Annotated in this window: 13 protein-coding genes; 10 read left to right on the top strand and 3 right to left on the bottom strand. The window is 52.5% G+C overall.

What is annotated here, in order from left to right; genetic code table 11:
• Positions 1-113: 113 nt before the first annotated feature.
• The 3 genes from accD to GU926_RS08000 all read left to right on the top strand — a co-directional run bounded on the left by accD (position 114) and on the right by GU926_RS08000 (position 2,724).
• The gene (accD, locus tag GU926_RS08010) at positions 114-1,007 is read left to right on the top strand and encodes an acetyl-CoA carboxylase, carboxyltransferase subunit beta (protein ID WP_160690722.1); all 894 of its coding nucleotides are present in this window, start codon (positions 114-116) and stop codon (positions 1,005-1,007) included.
• 209 nt (positions 1,008-1,216) lie between these two features.
• Positions 1,217-1,936, top strand: coding sequence for an OmpA family protein (locus GU926_RS08005; protein ID WP_232058469.1), 720 nt, complete (start codon positions 1,217-1,219; stop codon positions 1,934-1,936).
• A gap of 128 nt (positions 1,937-2,064) precedes the next feature.
• Complete coding sequence (locus GU926_RS08000; protein ID WP_160690720.1) at positions 2,065-2,724, top strand: hypothetical protein; 660 nt, start codon at positions 2,065-2,067, stop codon at positions 2,722-2,724.
• A 74-nt stretch (positions 2,725-2,798) separates the two neighbouring features.
• Here GU926_RS08000 and GU926_RS07995 read toward each other — a convergent pair whose 3' ends face one another.
• Together GU926_RS07995 and GU926_RS07990 are read right to left on the bottom strand one after the other, a co-directional pair.
• Entirely contained in the window at positions 2,799-3,437 is a 639-nt protein-coding gene (locus GU926_RS07995; RefSeq protein WP_160690718.1) for a DUF2238 domain-containing protein, read from the bottom strand.
• Positions 3,438-3,596: 159 nt separating this feature from the next.
• Positions 3,597-4,322, bottom strand: a complete 726-nt coding sequence (locus tag GU926_RS07990) for an MBL fold metallo-hydrolase (protein ID WP_160690716.1) — start codon at positions 4,320-4,322, stop codon at positions 3,597-3,599.
• Between the two features lie 85 nt (positions 4,323-4,407).
• On the opposite strand from GU926_RS07990, the gene GU926_RS07985 reads away from it, so the two are divergent.
• From GU926_RS07985 to GU926_RS07955, 7 genes are all read left to right on the top strand, one after another.
• Positions 4,408-5,115 (top strand): endonuclease III domain-containing protein, encoded by a 708-nt coding sequence (locus tag GU926_RS07985; protein ID WP_160690714.1) that lies wholly within the window; start codon positions 4,408-4,410, stop codon positions 5,113-5,115.
• A 187-nt stretch (positions 5,116-5,302) separates the two neighbouring features.
• On the top strand, positions 5,303-7,750 hold the full coding sequence (locus tag GU926_RS07980; protein ID WP_160690712.1) for a TonB-dependent receptor: 2,448 nt from the start codon (positions 5,303-5,305) through the stop codon (positions 7,748-7,750).
• 822 nt (positions 7,751-8,572) lie between these two features.
• Entirely contained in the window at positions 8,573-9,553 is a 981-nt protein-coding gene (locus GU926_RS07975; RefSeq protein ID WP_160690710.1) for a radical SAM protein, read from the top strand.
• Positions 9,554-9,994: 441 nt separating this feature from the next.
• Positions 9,995-12,700 (top strand): TonB-dependent receptor, encoded by a 2,706-nt coding sequence (locus tag GU926_RS07970; protein WP_160690708.1) that lies wholly within the window; start codon positions 9,995-9,997, stop codon positions 12,698-12,700.
• Positions 12,684-13,784: a DUF4249 domain-containing protein gene (locus GU926_RS07965; RefSeq protein ID WP_160690706.1), complete on the top strand. Its 1,101-nt coding sequence runs from the start codon at positions 12,684-12,686 to the stop codon at positions 13,782-13,784. Before GU926_RS07970 ends, GU926_RS07965 begins: the two co-directional genes overlap by 17 nt.
• A gap of 53 nt (positions 13,785-13,837) precedes the next feature.
• Positions 13,838-16,126, top strand: coding sequence for a hypothetical protein (locus tag GU926_RS07960; RefSeq protein ID WP_160690704.1), 2,289 nt, complete (start codon positions 13,838-13,840; stop codon positions 16,124-16,126).
• Positions 16,127-16,188: 62 nt separating this feature from the next.
• The gene (locus GU926_RS07955) at positions 16,189-16,716 is read left to right on the top strand and encodes a gamma carbonic anhydrase family protein (RefSeq protein ID WP_160690702.1); all 528 of its coding nucleotides are present in this window, start codon (positions 16,189-16,191) and stop codon (positions 16,714-16,716) included.
• A 315-nt stretch (positions 16,717-17,031) separates the two neighbouring features.
• On the opposite strand, the gene GU926_RS07950 is transcribed toward GU926_RS07955, so the two are convergent.
• The gene (locus tag GU926_RS07950) at positions 17,032-17,619 is read right to left on the bottom strand and encodes a Pycsar system effector family protein (RefSeq protein WP_160690700.1); all 588 of its coding nucleotides are present in this window, start codon (positions 17,617-17,619) and stop codon (positions 17,032-17,034) included.
• Between the last annotated feature and the right edge of the window lie 118 nt (positions 17,620-17,737).

Raw genomic sequence — 17,737 nt, 5'->3', positions numbered from 1 at the left:
GCTGCAACAGAGTAGGGCGCTACCTTTTCTTTTTTATCTTTGCAAGCTTTAGAAATCACAAGTGGGTTTCTGGCCCAAAGCTTCATTGTTGAAAAGAACCTTACAAATACACTATGTCTTGGTTTAGAAGAGTAGAAAAAGGCATCGTTACCCCAACGGAGCTCAAAAAAGAGACCCCAGACGGGTTATGGCACAAATGCCCCGAGTGCAAGGCCGTGACCAGCAAGGCAGAGCATAGACAAAACCTGTACACCTGCCCCAAGTGTGACCACCATGACCGCATCAACTCACAAGAGTACTTTGAGATTTTGTTTGATGGCAACGCGTTCACAGAACTGGATGAGAACCTGAGCTCAGGCGATCCCTTGCACTTTGTAGACACCAAAGCTTACCCAGACCGCATCAAGGCCACCCAGCGCAAAACCAATCTGAAAGACGCCGTACGCACTGCCCATGGGAAAGCCAACGGCCTGGACTTGGTTGTGGCCTGTATGGACTTCAACTTCATTGGCGGTTCCATGGGTTCTGTGGTAGGAGAGAAGATTTCCCGTGCCATTGACTACAGCCGCCAGCACAACATCCCGTTCATGATGATTTCCAAGTCTGGGGGCGCGCGTATGATGGAGGCGGGTTTCTCCCTCATGCAAATGGCCAAGACCTCTGCCAAACTGGCGTTGCTGTCTGAAGCTAAGATACCCTACATCTCTTTGTTAACAGACCCCACCACGGGTGGCGTGACGGCTTCTTATGCCATGCTGGGTGATTTCAACATCTCTGAGCCGGGCGCTTTGATTGGCTTTGCCGGCCCGCGCGTAATCAAAGAAACCATTGGCAAAGACCTGCCTAAGGGTTTCCAGAGCGCAGAGTTTGTGCTAGAGCATGGTTTCCTGGATTTCATTGTGCACCGCAAGGCCCTGAAAGACCGCGTGGCGCAGCTTATTGCCATGTTGGCACCTGAAACAGCGCCTCTCAAAGAAAAAACTGCTAAAAAATCAGCCTCAAAATAGACTAGTATTCAAATATGAAAGCACCGGGGCCCGTTTAAGATGATTAAACGGGCCCCGGTGCTTTCATATTTTTCTAAATTGGCACGATTATTACATTAGGTAATATAGTTTTGGAACTATACTGAACATTTTAGCCGGAAATGAGTATGTATGTCCGATGCTGAAGACCTTAATCATTCTTTACATCATTCATTAAAAAGAAAAACACTATGAAAATCTTAAAAGGAACATTCACCGCCATGTTAGCCGGAAGCTTACTATTCGCTTCTTGTAAATCAAGCGAAACCGCTGGTACCTCAACTGGTACTACTCAAAATAAAGGAATGAGCAAGACTGCCAAAGGCGGTATCATTGGGGCCGGTTCTGGTGCCATCATTGGTGGTATCATTGGTAAGGCCACTGGTAACACGGCTCGTGGCGCTATCATTGGTGCGGCGGCAGGTGGTGCCACTGGTGCTATCATTGGTCGTAGAATGGACAAGCAGGCCGAAGAATTGGAGCGTGAAATGAAAAACGCCCAGGTAGAGCGCGTAGGCGAAGGTATCAAAGTAACCTTTGACGCTGGTCTTTTATTCGCTACCAACTCTGCAGAACTGCAAGCTTCTTCTAGAGCAGACATCGCTAAATTAGCCGAGACGCTTAAGAAATACCCAGGCACCAACGTATTGGTAGAAGGACACGCGGATAACACCGGTACAGATGCCATCAACCAACCGCTTTCTGAGCGTAGAGCACAGGCCGTGGCCAACTATGCTACTTCATTGGGCGTAGAGTCTAGCCGCATCCAGACCCGTGGTTATGGTTCAACTCAGCCAATCGCTGACAACTCTACCGCTGCTGGCCGTCAGCAGAACCGTCGTGTAGAGGTGGCCATCTTTGCAAGCGAAGAATTGAAGAAAGCCGCTGAGCGTGGCGAAGTGAAATACTAAGCACCTAGTGCTTTAAATGCTTGAGAAGGCTGGCCTGCAAAGGCCAGCCTTCTTTTTTTTGCGCCAGGCCCAACCCAACCCCTGCGCCGTTTGCCCGTTTGAGGGGTATTCACCAATTGCACAAAACTATGAAAATGAACATACAGCCTTTGGGCATCCTGCTACTTGGCCTTACCCTGGGCGCTTGTGAGAAAGTGAAGACTGAAGAAGCCCGCGCCGATCTGCCTCAGACCACCGTGGAAGACACCCTGGTGTTCTCTCCAGACTCAGCAGATGTGGACACCACCGGCACAGCCTACACCGGCGATGACAGCACCTACAATACCTACGCCTCTGAGTGGCCAGAGGAAGACATGGCCTACATTCCCAGAGCAGAAAGAGGAGAGGACGAGTCTAATGCCCGCGGAACCGCCACGTCTGGCGCTACCAGTGCGCCGGGGACCGTTACAGAAACCGACCGGAAAACAACCACCACCAGCGCTACCGTGAAAACGGAGACGAAGACCACGCCTTCTAAGCGCACCGTGGCTGCCGTTTACCGCAAACCAAGTAGGGCTTCGTTGCAACGTTCTTTGGCCAGAGATGCCAGAAGGTCAAGCCAGATGAGTTTGGAAGAAGTGCGCCGGTATTGGACCACCCGCCAGTACTACTACAAGCGCGCCGCCAAAGAAGTGAAATACGTGGCCGGCAAGGTGAAAATCAACATCAACCAGGAAGAAACCAAGATTGAGACGCCCAAAGGGAAGGTGAAGATGGAACCCGGCGATGTGAAAGTGAAGCCAGATTAGCACGTATCTGGCAAAGATTGGGAAGCCTCCGTTTTTGGCCTATTTTACAGAAAACAGGCCAAAAACGGAGGCTTTTATTTAGTAGAGAATCTACTGCCCAGGAAAACGGATCCCATGGTGATGGCCGCCCCCAGCATGGCTATGGCAATGTCTTTCTGCGCGTCCCAAACATCGCCCTGGGTGCCCAGGTAGGCCATGCCTTGCGCCGGGAAAAAGACATCGGCCACGGCCCACTCAATCAGTTCATAGAAGGCTCCCATGCTAATGGTCAGCTCAATGGGCAGCAGGAAGGCAAACAAAGGACGCATCTTGGTCAAATGCCTGAAGACCTCATACATGGGGTAGGCCAGCAGAAACCCAAACCCGAAGTGGACCAGCCGGTCATAATGGTTGCGCGCCAGGCCCAATTCATCCTTCACCCAATATCCAAACGGATTTTCTGAGTAGGTGTACTGGCTCCCGTACACGTGCAGCATTAAGAACAGGAACATGCAGGTATAGCTGAAGTCTGAGAACTGAAAGTGCCGGTAAAACGCCGCCAACAGAATAATGGCTGAAAAAGTGAGCGTGTTCTCCAGCCACCAGTTCTTGAGGTCTGGGGTGTTAAAGCCGGTGTAGGCCCAGTAACCCAGGAAAACCAGCACATACACAATCAACAAAAGGTTCTTCCTGAAATGGGTGCGTTCAGGGTCAAGGGCAAAGGAATAGGGCATAGAGGTCACTAGTAACAGACGCAAGATAAGGCTTCCGGGGAACATACCTATGGCAGAAAAAGCCAGAACGGTCGCGCCGGCTCTCCCTGAATAGAAGCAGGAAGCAGGTTGGATTTCGTTTTTGGCCTGTTTTGCTGAAAACAAGCCAAAAACGAATGGTTAAACGGGGTTGCTGTACTGGGGCTGGTAGGGCGCCAGCATCAGGCTGGACTGGTGATAGACCAAAGGAAAGGGATTGTCCTGGGGATTTTTGGTAGGATCACAGTGGTAGCCGTACAGCTTGTAGTCGCCCACCAGCGGAATCAATTTTTTGTAATACGTGTGCGCCGTGTTCTGCTCATTAAACGTGATGTCATGGTAGATGCAGGTGGGGCGCGGTGGCAGGCTTCTGATGTGGGAGAAGAGGGCCTCGGGCTGGCCCAGGTCTCCTGAGTAGACAATGCGGTTGGTACTGTCCTCAAAGATGTAGGCGTAGGTCTGGTAGTTTTCGGCGTGCTGGCCAAAGGTGTCTACCGCCGTAATGCCCGGCATCTCAGAAATAGGAAGAAACTCGGCAAACTTCTCTGGCTTCTGCAGCTGCAGCCGTAAAAACTCATACAGCTCGCTCCTGAAATCATCATCTGGGTACAGAATGGTAGGCCTACAGCCTTTGTTATAGTAGTGGCAGTGCAGCAAGACATTGGCCAGGCTGCCAGTATGGTCATTGTGCAGGTGCGTGATCATGATATAGTCCAGGGTACGCGTCAATTGGTGCTGGCGCAGGGTGGGGTATACCGTAAAACCGCAATCCAATAGAATGGTGCTTTCTTTAAAGGAGACAAGGGCGGCAGAGTTTCCGTAGTCTGTGTCAAATGCGCCGCCGGTGCCTAAGAAGGTGAAATTCATAGTGTTACCTAATAGAAGTAGTGCTTCAAGTTTGTACGTAAACTTTACAAAGGGTGGCGCGTTTCTTAGACAAACCTTTATTCATATGTCTGAACTGGCCCACTCCCTTTCGCCCAAAGACAAAGCCTGGCAGGTACACCTACGATTAAACGATGTGTTTGGACGTCTGCCCACCTACCCCCGGCGGGATCCCATGCGCGAACTCATCTCTACCATGCTGAGCCACAGGACCACGCATGCCAATGAAGAGAAGGCGTATTTTCAAATGCTGGAGAAGTTCCCCACCTGGCAGCAGGTCATGGACGCCCCGGTAGAGGAGCTGGCAGACGCCCTTTCCCCGGCTGAATTCCCGGGAGCCAAGGCGGTGAACATCCAGAAGACCCTGCGCATCATTCAGCAGACGCACCCAGACTTCAACCTGGCGTTTCTGGAGCAGATGGAGGTGGCCCCCGCCATGGACTGGCTCATGGCCTTGCCGGGCGTGGGGCTCAAGACGGCCACGCTGGTGCTGTTGTTCAACTTTCATAAACCGGTATTGCCCGTAGACACGCATGTGCACCGCATCAGTCAGCGGGTGGGGTTGATTGGTGCCAAGGTCACGCATGACAAGGCCCACGCTATTCTGCTGGAGATGTTTCCGGCAGACGCAGACGTGCTCTACAACTTCCACCGCCACATGCTCAAACACGGCCAGAAGGTCTGCACTTTCCACCATCCCAAATGCGAAGCCTGCGCCCTCCAGAACCTGTGTAATTATTATGCAGAAGTGCGTAGCAAAGGCATTGACAAGTAATGAGTGAGTGAGTGAGTGAGTGAGTGGCGTTTTTGGGCTGTTTCCTGGGAAGTAGCCCAAAAACGGAATTGCGGCATACTTACAGTTTGCTTTGCCATCTTTACGCCCTGGCCGGGAGATCTTCCGTTTAAACAATATACATGCTTGCCGGTTTCATTGCCACATCACTGCCTTTTCAACGCCTACTATGAAGCTTGCCCACCGTTTATTTTCTCTGTTTTTCTTGTTTATAGCTTTTGCCGCCTCGGCCCAGAATACCGGCAGAATTACCGGCGTGGTGCGGGACAAGAACACCCAGGAGCCCATCATTGGCGCCACGGTTTCATTGGAGCAGACTACCTTGGGCGTGGCCACAGATGCGCAGGGCCGCTACCGTCTGGAGAACGTGCCCACAGGGAACTACAATCTAAAAGCCACCTACCTGGGCTATGAGCCCATCACCCGCTACAACATACCGGTTACCTCGGGCAATGCCCTCACCCTGAACCTGGACCTGGCACCCAGCCAAACCCAGCTGCAGGCGGTAGACGTGACCGTGGACCGGTCCATTCGCGTGGCCACGGTAGAAACGCCCTTGTCTGTGCAGAGCCTGAGTAGTGAGGAAATCAAGAGCAACCCCGGTGGCAACTTTGACATTTCGCGCGTCATCCAAACGCTGCCAGGCGTGGCCGGGGCGGGTAGCACGGGCGCCGGTTTTAGAAACGACATTGTGATACGGGGTGGTGGCCCGGGCGAGAACGTCTTCTTTCTGGACGGCATTGAGATACCGGTCATCAACCATTTTTCTACCCAGGGTAGCAGCGGCGGTCCGCAGGGCATCTTGAACGTGTCTTTTATTGAAGACGTGACCCTGAGCACCAGCGCCTTTGACGCAAAGTATGACAACGCCCTTTCCAGCGTGTTCCAGTTCAAGCAGAAAGAAGGTAATCCAGACAGGCTACAGGGCAACGTACGCCTGAGCGCCACGGAACTGGCTGGTACCTTGGAAGGTCCGCTGGCACCCAAGACCACGTTTCTGGCCTCGGCGCGGCGGTCGTATCTGCAATTGCTGTTCAAAGCCATTGATCTGCCCATTCGGCCCAACTACTGGGATTTTCAGTACAAGGTCACGCATCAGCTGAATGACAAAACCACGCTTACCGCGCTGGGCATTGGCGCCATTGACGAGTTCAGTTTTGCCGTGCCCAAGGAGAGCTCCCCGGAGAAGGAATACGCCCTGCGCTCCAACCCGCTCATTAATCAATGGAACTACACCGTGGGTGCCAGCCTGAAACGCTCTCTGGACAATGGCTTTGTGCAGGTGTCTATTAGCCGAAATGTGTTTGAGAACCGTCTGGACCGTTTTGAGGATGCACAGTACGGAGACGAGACCCGCCGAATCTTCAAAAGCCGCTCGCAGGAGAAAGAAAACAAGCTTAGAGTAGACGTAAACCAGTTCAACGGCGGCTGGAAGTTCTCTTACGGCGCCATGGCCCAATACGTAGGCTATGACAACCTGTTCTTCAGCCAACTACGCCCCGAGGTACGGGACCAGAACGGCACCGTCCTGCAACCCCGCGAGGTTCTGGATTTCAACACTAACCTCAATTTCTGGCGATATGGTGTGTACGGTCAGGCTTCGCGCAGCTTTTTACAAGACAAGCTGAGTCTTTCCCTGGGCGTGCGCAGCGACATGAACTCGTTTACCAAGGAGGGCAGAAATCCGCTGGAAACCCTTTCGCCGCGTCTTTCTGGGTCGTATGCCTTGACGGAGCGCTGGAAACTGAACGGCTCTGTGGGGACGTATTACCGCCTGCCCATTTACACGGTGCTGGGTTTCCAGAATGCTGGGGGGGATTATGCCAACAAAGACAGTGATTACATAAGGGCCACGCATTACGTGGCGGGGGTGGAGTTTCTGCCGGGCATTGCCAACCGCATCACCGTGGAGGGTTTTTACAAGCGCTACGCCCATTACCCAGTCTCCTTGCGTGATGGCGTGTCACTGGCCAACCAAGGCATTGAGTTCGGGGCGATTGGGAACGAGGCCGTGGCCAGCGTGGGCAAGGGAAGGGCCTACGGCGCCGAGTTTTTCTTTCAACAGAAGCTCACTCGCGGTCTGTACGGCCTGTTCTCTTATACTTTGGTACGAAGCGAGTTCACCGGCTTGAACGACGAAAACTACGTCGCCTCGGCGTGGGACAACCGTCACTTGGTATCTGCGTTGCTGGGCTGGCAGTTTGGCAAGAACTGGGAGTTGGGCGGCAAGTATCGTTTTGCCGGTGGTTCGCCGTACACGCCGTTTGACTTGGAAGCCTCGCAACAGAACTACGCCTCTCTGGGTACCGGCCTGCTGGACTATGACCGCCTGAACTCCCTTCGCCTGCGGTCTTTCCAACAACTGGACGTGCGCCTGGACAAGAAATGGAACTACAAACGCACCACCCTAGACGTGTATGTAGACATCCAGAACATCTTCCGGTTCAAAGGCCCGTCCCTTCCGCAATATACCTTCCAACGCAACGCAGACAACACCGGCTTCGCCACCACCGACGGCCAGCCCCTGCAGCCCAACGGCTCCAACGCCATTCCCTTGATTCTGGATGAAGATGACGTGACGTTCCTGCCTTCTATTGGGTTTGTGCTGGAGTTTTAAGAAACCGTTTTTTGCCTATTTTCTGGGAAATAGGCAAAAAACGAGGGAAGACACTCGTAGCAGCTTCGCACACTACGAGGTCTGAACGAGTCCTGAGTTCTGAGTCTTGAGTCGCGAGTCTGGAAGTGCGTCAGAGACAAGGCGGTGCCTGGTCTCTACGGCTAGAACGATCATCTCCTTCCCGCGCCAGCGCACACCGTCATTGCAGCCTCTCCAGCAGCAACCCGCCTGCCCTTGACAGAGGGAAAAGAAACTGGTCAGCTTAAGTCTCTTTTCACGAAGGAGAAAGCAATGGCCTGTCCATCACCAACAGCGTAAGCTGGCGATGAAACAAATCACGCTGGCCAGGTGCGCCTCTGTGAAGAAAAGACTGTCTGAGCGGCAGCGAGTTTCTTTTCTTCTTGATTCTTTTGGTTACTTTTCTCATCAAGGAGAAAAGTAACCAACCCCAGCCGGGAGGAAGGCAGATGGAATCTAGTAAGAAAGGGGATGGGAAGTAACCGCTTAAGAACGGCAGTCTGGGTGGTTGGTGAGAACGCCAACCACGGCGGGAGTATTTGCAGCTGATGTAAACACCCCTCTGCGCTCCCCTCAAGGGGAGAATCCTCGCTGCTCCAAACGCTCGTTTGCGAAATCCTCAAGGGGAGATTCTGCTGTGATTGCCAGCTTAATCAAATTGGGACAGAACCACGTTTTTAGCCTCTTTCCCAGAAAACAAGCCAAAAACGAATCAGAATAGGAACAGCACTCACCGCTTCATCCTGAAATCCGTATGCATTGCGTACCTTGCAGGAGCCAAGGCAACCGTACAACCAACATTAAATGCGCATCATCCATCATCCTGTTCTGGCCAATTACTACGTGACGTACCGGTGCAACGCCAAGTGCTCTTTCTGTGACATTTGGGAAAAGCCTTCGCCGTACATTAAGTTGGAGGACGTGATCCAGAACCTGAAAGACCTGCGCAGATTGGGTGTGAACGTGGTGGACTTTACCGGCGGCGAGCCACTGCTGCACCGTCAGATTGACTTGTTTCTGGGTGCGGCGCAGGAGATGGGTTTCATCACTACGCTCACCACCAACGGCATGCTCTACCCCAAGTGGGCCGAACGCCTCAAAGGCAAGGTAGACATGCTGCACTTCTCCCTGGACTCCGCAGACAAAACCGAGCATGACACCGGCCGGGGCGTGGCTTGTTTTGACTTCGTGCTGGAGTCTATTCAAATAGCCAAAAGCCTGGGGGAACGGCCTGACATTCTGTTCACGGTGTTTAAGCACAACCTGAACCAGATAGAGCGGGTGTACCAGGAAATCTGCCTGCCCAACAAACTCATGCTGCTCTTGAACCCGGCCTTTGAGTACAACCAGGTGGAGACGGGGGAACAGCTGTCTGAAGAAGAGTTGGAATACCTGGTCAGATTCAGCAAGCAGAAGTACGTGTATTTGAACGAAGCCTTCGTGCAGTTGCGCAAGGACGGCGGCAACCACATTGACAAACCCGTCTGCAAAGCAGCCAGCACTACGTTGGTCATCTCTCCGGAGAATGAATTGGTACTGCCGTGCTACCACCTAGGCGCGAAGACGTTTCCCATTAATGGCCAGTTGTATGAGAAATATACCTCTCAAGAAGTAAAAGAACAGATTGCCTTGGAAGGTCGGCTGCCCGCCTGTGAGGGCTGTACCATCAACTGCTACATGCAACCCAGCTTTGCCGTGGAACTCAACCGCTACTGGTGGAAGGCGCTGCCCAGCACCCTCAAGTACAACCTGCGCAAAGGCACCTGGAAACGGATGTTGTCTTAGTGCCTGCCCGCTTAAGTCTTAAACAGGACTCCACTTGCGGCGCATTCCTACTACTTTATAGGTAATTACGTCTTGGCGCTTTGCCGTAGGGGATAAGTTTCCTTTCTTTGTCTTATCAGTGGTGCAGCTAGTAGTTTACCTTGGCTGTGCTACTTGCTTTTCTTTCAAGCAATCCATCTTTCGTTTTTGCCCTGTTTTCTGGAAAAGAAGCCAAAAACGGGCTGTCTACTCGCTAAAGCCTTTCTGAGAAAGGATGCCTGGCCGCGCTGTGCCTAAATTTTTAATCAGAGAATTGTAAGTAAACCGACCTATGCGCTACTAATGACGGGGCAATTCGTTTGGTGGCAGGCATGGTGGTTTTTGGAGTTTCAGTTGGATGAATATAATTGCCCTCAGAGATATTATCCTTTACTTTGGTACGCTTATATAACCAGGCAATTCATGCGCTTCCCCTTTTTAGCTTCCCTTGTCGCTTGCTTTCTAGTACTTATCCCGTTTCTGGGAACCGCCCAAACCTCTTCAGATTCTTTGATTACCGCGCGGTATGAGCAGGCACCGTTGCAGACTATTTTATCAGACCTGGAGAAGAAGACGCCGCTACGGTTCTACTACCAGAGCCAATGGTTGCAAGACATTAAGGTAACCGCCGTGTTTGACCGTACACCCTTACCAGAGGTGTTGCGCAAATCTCTGGAAGGTACCACCCTGGAGTTTATTCAGTATCATCCTTTCGCCATCGTGATAAAGCCGGCGGGTTTCGTACAGCCGGTGCTGGCCACCAAAGACAGCCAGGGCCGGCCTTTGAACCGAGTGCAGGTGGGCAGTCCGCAGAATGCTTCCAAAGCTGCTAAAGTGACCTTGCGCGGGCGTCTGGTCCATTCCAAAACAGGAGAAGGCGTGGCCGGTGCCACCGTGGCAGTAACAGCCATGAAAGCAGGTGCCATGTCAGACGCCAACGGAGACTATGAACTTAGTTTGCCGGTGGGGGAGCACCTGGTGTCTTACCGCGTAGTGGGCCTCATGCCTGAAGAGCGCATTGTAGCTCTCTACAACAGCGGCAAGGTAGACGTGACCCTGTATGAAAACGCCGTGGCCTTAAATGAGGTCCAGATCAACTCAGAACGCCTCACCGACCAGAATGTGAACAGCATAGAAATGGGGGTGAACAAGCTGGACATGGGTGTGGTGCGCAAGATGCCTACCTTCATGGGCGAGGCAGATGTGGTGAAAGCCGTCATGCTCCTGCCAGGCGTAAGCTCGGTGGGGGAAGGCTCTGGCGGCTTTAACGTACGCGGCGGCAGCACTGACCAAAACCTGGTTTTGATGGGCGGCGTGCCAGTGTACAATCCCAGCCACTTGTTCGGGTTTTTCTCTGTGTTCAACCCAGACGCGGTGCAGGACGTGACCTTGTACAGAGGCGGTATTCCTGCTCAGTTTGGCGGTAGATTGTCTAGCGTGCTGGATGTAAAGCAAAAGGAAGGCAACAAGAACAAACTGACCGGCAAAGGTGCCCTTGGCCCCGTAACCAGCCGGTTGGTGCTGGAAGGCCCGCTGGGTGCTTCTAAGAATACCACGTTTCTGGTAGCCGGCCGGGTTTCTTACCTGGACTGGTTCCTGAAACGATTAAAGGACGAGCAGTTGCGCAGAAGCAGTGCCTCTTTCTATGACATAACCGCCCAGGTCAACCACCAATTGGGCGCCAAAGATAAAATATCCATTGGCGGCTATTATAGCAGCGATGCCTTCGGGTTTACCAAAGACAGCTTGTATAACTGGCAGAACATTGGCGCTTCTGTCAAGCACACGCATACGTTCAGTGAGAAATGGGTGGGCTCTCTGAGTGGCGTGATCAGCAAGTACAGCTTTGAGGCTACAGATGAGCTGGCGTCACGGGCTTCTTCGTTCAAGAACGGTTTGTGGTCTGTAGAAGTGAAACCAGAACTGACGTATTACGCCGGCAAGCACCAGATTACGGCAGGTTTTCAGGGCACGCGGTATGAGTTTCAGCCGGGCATTCTGGCGGCTACTTCAGAGGAATCGTCGGTGAACGGTTCTGCCTTGCCCTACCAGCAATCCATGGAAGGCGCCTTGTACTTGAGCGATGAATATACCATCAGTCCGCGGTGGAGCGCCATGGTAGGACTCAGGTTCTCTTCTTTCTGGAACATTGGCCCCGGCGATGTGTACGTGTATGCTCCCGGTGAGACCAAGAGAATCAGAACCATCCAAGACACATTGCATTTTGACGCGGGCCAGACCATTGCCAGGTATTCAGGCCTGGAGCCGCGGGTATCCCTGAAGTTCAGCATTACAGAGAACAACTCCCTGAAGGCCGGTTACCAGCGCATGCGCCAGTACATTCACCTGGTGTCTAGTACAGTGGGCATCTCGCCGATAGATTTCTGGCAGACCAGCAATTCCTTCATTCAGCCGCAGGTAGGAGACCAGTACTCCTTGGGCTACTTCCATAATTTCTTAGACAACGCCCTGGAATTCTCCATTGAAGGGTATTACAAAGACATTCAAAACCAGTTAGACTACAAAGAAGGCGCAGACCTTTGGCTGAACCCAGCGGTGGAGGCAGACTTGTTGGCGGGCAAGGGACGCACGTATGGGGCAGAGGTACTGCTCTCTAAGAAAAGCGGCAGATTCACCGGCTGGACCAGCTACACCTATGCTCGCTCCCAAATTAAAGTAGCCTCTGAACGTCCGGAAGAAGAGATTAACAAAGGAGAGTGGTACTCCAGCAACCATGACAAGCCCCATACCTTTAACCTGGTGACGGCCTGGCAGATGAACCGACGGGTGGCCCTTACTTCTAATTTCACCTACAGCACCGGCCGGCCAACCACGGCACCAATTGGGCAGTACCTCAACGATGGTCGTATCATTCCCATCTACGGTCCGCGCAACCAGGCCCGCATTCCAGACTATCACCGCCTTGATCTGTCCCTGACCATTGAGACCAACCACAAGAAAGACAAGAAGTGGGAGGGCCGCTGGAACTTCTCCGTGAGCAACGTGTACGGCCGTAAGAACGCCTATTCTGTGTTCTACCGCCATGAGAAATTCTCCGTGCCTAAGCCCTACAAGCTGTCTGTGGTAGGCATTCCGTTACCGTCTATTTCATATGAATTTAAGTTTTAAGTACCGCATGAGCCAGAAAATGAAATCTTTGTATACATGGTTCTTGTTGGCGCTGCCCCTGTGGCTGGCCGGCTGCGTAGAACCCGTGGAGTTGAAAATGCCGGACAATGAGAAACTGATGACCATCTCTGGACTCATCACCACAGACCCGGGCCCATATTACATCTACATCAACATGAGTTCTCCCTACGGAGGCAATCTTTCCATCATTGACAACTCGGTGAAGAATGCCACGGTGACCATTCAAGATGAACTTGGTAACATTGAAGTGCTTAGCCAATACCAGTTTGGGATTTACAGAACCAGAGCCGGGGCCTCTGGCATACGTGGCCGCGTGGGCGGCACTTACACACTTACCGTGAACCTGCAAGACGGCCGTACCTACGCCTCAAAGGCAGAAGTAATGCCGGCCGTGCCTGCTCTTGCATCGGTGAAAAGCGCCTATGTGGAGAAAACAGTTATAGAAAATGATAATGAATTGCCAGACGATCGCTTTGAGCTTACCGCCCAGTTTCAAGATGCGGCCGGCGAGCGTAACTTCTACCGCTGGGATTGGACTGGCGTGTATGAGGTAGCCACTCAACCCTGGGAATACACAGAAACAGATATAAGAACCGGCCGTCTGGTATCCAAGCCGAAGTCTTGCTGTACCACTTGTTGGGTAAAAGATACAGTGAGTGCCATTAGAGTTTCTGATGACAGGTTGTTCAACGGAAATTTTGTGCAGTCACAGCAGGTGGCCACCATCCCAGTTACACCCCAGACGTTGAACATCAGGTATCGGGTAGAAATACGCCAATACTCTCTTTCAGAAACCGCTTATGATTACTGGCGTGTTATGGAAATGCAAACGGCCAAGACAGGTTCTGTGCTAGATCCGCCTCCGGCTAACGCCAAAAGCAATCTCTACAACGTCAACGACCCAGAAGAGATGGTGATCGGGTATTTTGGGGCATCGGCTGTTTCGCGGCAGGTGGTGAACCTGAACCGCTCAGACGTGCCCAACCCGCCGCCCCTGCTGGATTATGATGACGATTGCCGTGTCATTCTCAACAGCACTACCATTAGGCCTTCTTTCTGGTAATGATTCATTTTTTCAAGTTCTCCATGAACCGTTTCCCCTCTTTACCAAAACCATTGAAAGCCCTTTGGGCCTTATTGTTGCTGCCTTTGCTGGCGTTCATGCCCCGCCAAAATGCCACTTGGGACCATTGGTTACAGCAACTGCAGAACTGGACGGCGCAAGAAATAGCTGCTCCACGGGTGCTGTTGCACCTTTCACAGCCCTTTTACGCCAGCGGCGACACCCTTAGGTTTGCCGCTCATAACTTGCAAACTGCATCGTCTACCCCAGAGCAGATCAGCGGCCTGTTGCAGGTAGAGTTCAGGGCGGTTCGGCTGCAGGATAGCCGTAACTACCAGTTCACCCTTAAAGAGGGCGTAGCCCAGGGAGCCATTCCGTTGGCAGATTCTTTGCCCGCCGGGGAGTATGAATTGGTGGCCTATACCGCCGGAATGCCCCAGGGGGGCGTTGGACAAAAGGTGCGGATACTTGGCCCGGTACAGCCAGAAATGGCCGATGCAAAAACATTGGGCCTTTCTACGCTACAGGTCTCTGCCTTCCCAGAAGGTGGTCATCTGGTAGCAGGCGTAGAAGGAACGCTGGCAGTAGAAGCCTTGGGAGATGCTGCTGGCTTAACAGGTAAGGTGCTGGACCCAGCCAACAAAACCCTGGCTACGTTTAAAACAGATGCGGCAGGCAAAGCCCTTTTAAAACTCAGCCCAACCGTTGCTCAGTCTCTTAAGGTTCAGGTACAAAACGCGCAGGGTCAACTTGCTGTGGCTACCATTCCAGTGCTTGCCGCTGGCATTGGCTTGCAGGTGAATACATCCAATCCTTCTGAGGTACGGGTTAACTTACAGCCGAACCTGGAGTGGAGCAAAGCCGCCGGAAACCAGGAAGTTCTGGTAGCATTCATCACCGCCAACGGTCCTGTGCAGTCCCAGAAGGTAAACCTGGCCGGCGGTGGCCCGCGCGAAATTACTTTCATTAGAGGAGAGGCATCCACGGGCAGTGCACAAGTGGTGGTCATGAACAGCGCCGGCCAGGTAGAAGCCGCCAGAACCTTTTATGCAAGAGGCATAAGCCCAGCCCTGGTACACGTGAGAACCGACCGCCAACGCTACGGCAGACGCGAGAAAGTGACGCTTACCCTAACGGCTACTAATACCGCGGGTGCCCCGATGGCCACGCATTTGTCGGTGGCGGTGCAGAACGCTCCAATGGCCGCTTCACCAGAGGTCCTAGACTGGGAATTGCGCAAAATGCCAGTTTCTTATTCCTTGCAAAACCCAAACACTGAACCAACAGGAAGAACGGCTGTAGAACCTTCGGCAGGAGCTGGCCAAGGAAAGAAAGGCATAGTGGTAGATATTGCTGGTAAACCCATGGCGGGGGCTACTGTCATGTTCATGGGCGAAGAAGAGGCTGGTACCATCATCCTCAACGCCCAGCCAGACGGAAGCTTTGTCTTGCAAGACCCGGCCTTCACTTCTAACAGCAGGCTTATCTATGACGTGTTGCAATTAGGCAAGCGGGTAGAGGGGGCAAGAGTGCAATGGCAACATGCGGGAAGTCTGCAGAAAGTGTCTGGTTTCAAGGGCCCGCTGGTACTCACCCACCAGGAGAAACTGTACTTGCAACAAGCCGCCCAGCGCAAGCTCTTCAGCCGGGCCTTCCCTGGATTGCGCGCGGGTCAGACCAACGCCAACAGCCTGCCTACGCCTTTAGAACAAGAAAGCATCGGTGCCGCCGACAGAACCTTTGACCTTACCAAATACGTGGCCTTCAAGAATGTGGAAGAGGTCATCAAAGAAGTGCTGCCCATCACCAACCTGATCAATACGCCCAAAGGCAAAGAGCCCAGAATCTTCTCATTAGACCTAAACACAACGTTCAAAGAACACCCGCTGTACCTGGTCAATGGCTACCCTACGTTTAATACGCAATGGGTGCTGCAGTTGCCGGGTAACCAACTGGAGAAAGTGAGCCTGTACTATTCTACTGCGCGCCTGCGCCGTATTGGGCAGATGGCTCGTAACGGCGTAATTTCCATTACCACGCTCAACAAAGACCTGCACCCAGATGCCTTCAAAGATGACCGCACCTTCTTCTGGGATGGTCTGGCTCCGGCGTTTCCGTTCAAGGCCCCGGTGTATGAAATGACGGCGCAGGAACGGATACCCGATTTCAGGCCACTGCTGTACTGGGCGCCTTCGCTTACCACAGATGCCAAAGGCCAGGCAGTGCTTACGTTCTACACCTCAGACGACACGGGCAACTTTGTGATTGAGGTAAACGGACTCACCAGTTCGGGTCAGGTGATTAGGCAGACACATCCTTTGCAAGTGGCCGCCGCCCTGTAATAAAAAAGCCTTCCTTCTTAGGGAGGCTTTTTTATTTTAGCTTTGTCAAAACCTACAACGCTATGCCTGTAATCTTACCTGTAAAAGGAGTTTCGCCCGCCTGGGGCGAGGCCTGTTTCATTGCCCCCAACGCCACCATAGTAGGCGATGTGCAGATGGGCGACCAGTGCACCGTCTGGTTCAACGCCGTGATCAGGGGAGACGTGCATCAGATCCGCATCGGGAACAAGACCAACATCCAGGACGGGGCCGTCATTCATTGCACCTACCAGAAAGCGCCCACCACCATTGGCAACAACGTGAGCATTGGCCACAACGCGCTGGTGCACGGCTGCACCGTAGAAGACAATGTGCTCATTGGCATGGGTTCTATTGTTATGGACAACGCCGTGGTACAAAAGCACTGCATCATTGCCGCCGGGGCCGTGGTTCTGGAAAACACCATCTGCGAAAGTGGCCATATTTACGCTGGTGTGCCTGCCAAAAAAGTGAAAGCCCTGGCCCCGGAACAAATTGCCGCCATGGCCAAAACCGCCGACAACTATGTGCTGTACGCCAGCTGGTTCCAGGAAGGAGAAGACGCCGTTTAATCTGTTTTGTTCAGTCTAAAAGGGTTGGTGCTTATGATAGTTGGCTAATATCAGACCAATGTATCTGACTGCACGCCGGTACTTGTGCAATTGCAGGTTCAGACAAGAACAGTAGCTTTCTGGAAGGCAATAAAATGCGATAGGTAAAAAAGGATTAGCTGAAATCGTAAGTATGCTGGGCTTGTCAAGCCAGAGAAGAATGAGACCGATTTAAAAAAGAAAAGGCAATTCATTCAGGCAAACAGACACTTCCATGGTAATCGTTTTTTGGCTAATTACCAGAAAATAGCCTAAAAACGCCCAAGCTAGTGGTACTTACAGCGGCGTACTGATGATCTCTGCCACCACGAAGGTGAGCACAGAGATGATGAAGCCAATCATGAAAAACATATAGGAGAAACGCAGCCGGCGGTATTTGCTCTCCAAGACAAGCCCTAGGCTGTAGTTGTCTTTGATCATGCTGGTGTAGAGAAAATCTGGGTCTTTCATCATGGTTTTGATCCCTTCCTCATAATCCTCATAGCGCATGCTGTGGTAGTTCCCGAAGAACAGCAGATTCACCTTTCGGTTCATGATGTCCTCCCTTGAGTAAGAGCCTTCGGTAATACGAGGCATGGTCACCAGAATGGCAGACACGATGGTCACCAGGCAGGTAATCAAAAAACAGATGGTAGGAATGAGCAGGTTGGGTTCTGTGCCCAGTTTGCGCAGCAGCAGGGAAACTACAATGGAGACGATGATGGAATTGATGGTGAGCAGAATGTGCGCCTTGTTGTCGGCCATGTCGCTTAGGCGCATCTGGTTGGTGGCCGTGACCCTAAACATGGTCTCGGTACCTTTTTTGGGCCGCTTTACTTTAGGGGAATCTAGTTCAGAAAACTTGTTCTCTGTTTTCTCTGCCATGGTGTGCTCAGGAAGTAGGGTATGTGCATTGGCGGCGGGGCTTTCTCACGGGTAGAAAAATGCCCCGGGCGCAGGGCGGATGCCTCAATCTACTCCTATACTTCTTTTCGCGGCGGTA

Origin of the sequence: Nibribacter ruber, from assembly GCF_009913235.1 — a bacterium.
Classification (GTDB): Bacteria; Bacteroidota; Bacteroidia; order Cytophagales; family Hymenobacteraceae; genus Nibribacter; species Nibribacter ruber.
Note: the sequence above shows the minus strand (reverse complement) of the source record. Positions and strands in the feature narration are given on the sequence as shown.

What these genes read in the sequence shown, in the direction of transcription:
- accD (WP_160690722.1), top strand. Translation starts at nt 114, where the DNA reads ATGTCTTGGTTTAGAAGAGTAGAAAAAGGCATCGTTACCCCAACGGAG.
- GU926_RS08005 (WP_232058469.1), top strand. Translation starts at nt 1,217, where the DNA reads ATGAAAATCTTAAAAGGAACATTCACCGCCATGTTAGCCGGAAGCTTA.
- GU926_RS08000 (WP_160690720.1), top strand. Translation starts at nt 2,065, where the DNA reads ATGAAAATGAACATACAGCCTTTGGGCATCCTGCTACTTGGCCTTACC.
- GU926_RS07995 (WP_160690718.1), bottom strand. Translation starts at nt 3,437, where the DNA reads ATGCCCTATTCCTTTGCCCTTGACCCTGAACGCACCCATTTCAGGAAG.
- GU926_RS07990 (WP_160690716.1), bottom strand. Translation starts at nt 4,322, where the DNA reads ATGAATTTCACCTTCTTAGGCACCGGCGGCGCATTTGACACAGACTAC.
- GU926_RS07985 (WP_160690714.1), top strand. Translation starts at nt 4,408, where the DNA reads ATGTCTGAACTGGCCCACTCCCTTTCGCCCAAAGACAAAGCCTGGCAG.
- GU926_RS07980 (WP_160690712.1), top strand. Translation starts at nt 5,303, where the DNA reads ATGAAGCTTGCCCACCGTTTATTTTCTCTGTTTTTCTTGTTTATAGCT.
- GU926_RS07975 (WP_160690710.1), top strand. Translation starts at nt 8,573, where the DNA reads ATGCGCATCATCCATCATCCTGTTCTGGCCAATTACTACGTGACGTAC.
- GU926_RS07970 (WP_160690708.1), top strand. Translation starts at nt 9,995, where the DNA reads ATGCGCTTCCCCTTTTTAGCTTCCCTTGTCGCTTGCTTTCTAGTACTT.
- GU926_RS07965 (WP_160690706.1), top strand. Translation starts at nt 12,684, where the DNA reads ATGAATTTAAGTTTTAAGTACCGCATGAGCCAGAAAATGAAATCTTTG.
- GU926_RS07955 (WP_160690702.1), top strand. Translation starts at nt 16,189, where the DNA reads ATGCCTGTAATCTTACCTGTAAAAGGAGTTTCGCCCGCCTGGGGCGAG.
- GU926_RS07950 (WP_160690700.1), bottom strand. Translation starts at nt 17,619, where the DNA reads ATGGCAGAGAAAACAGAGAACAAGTTTTCTGAACTAGATTCCCCTAAA.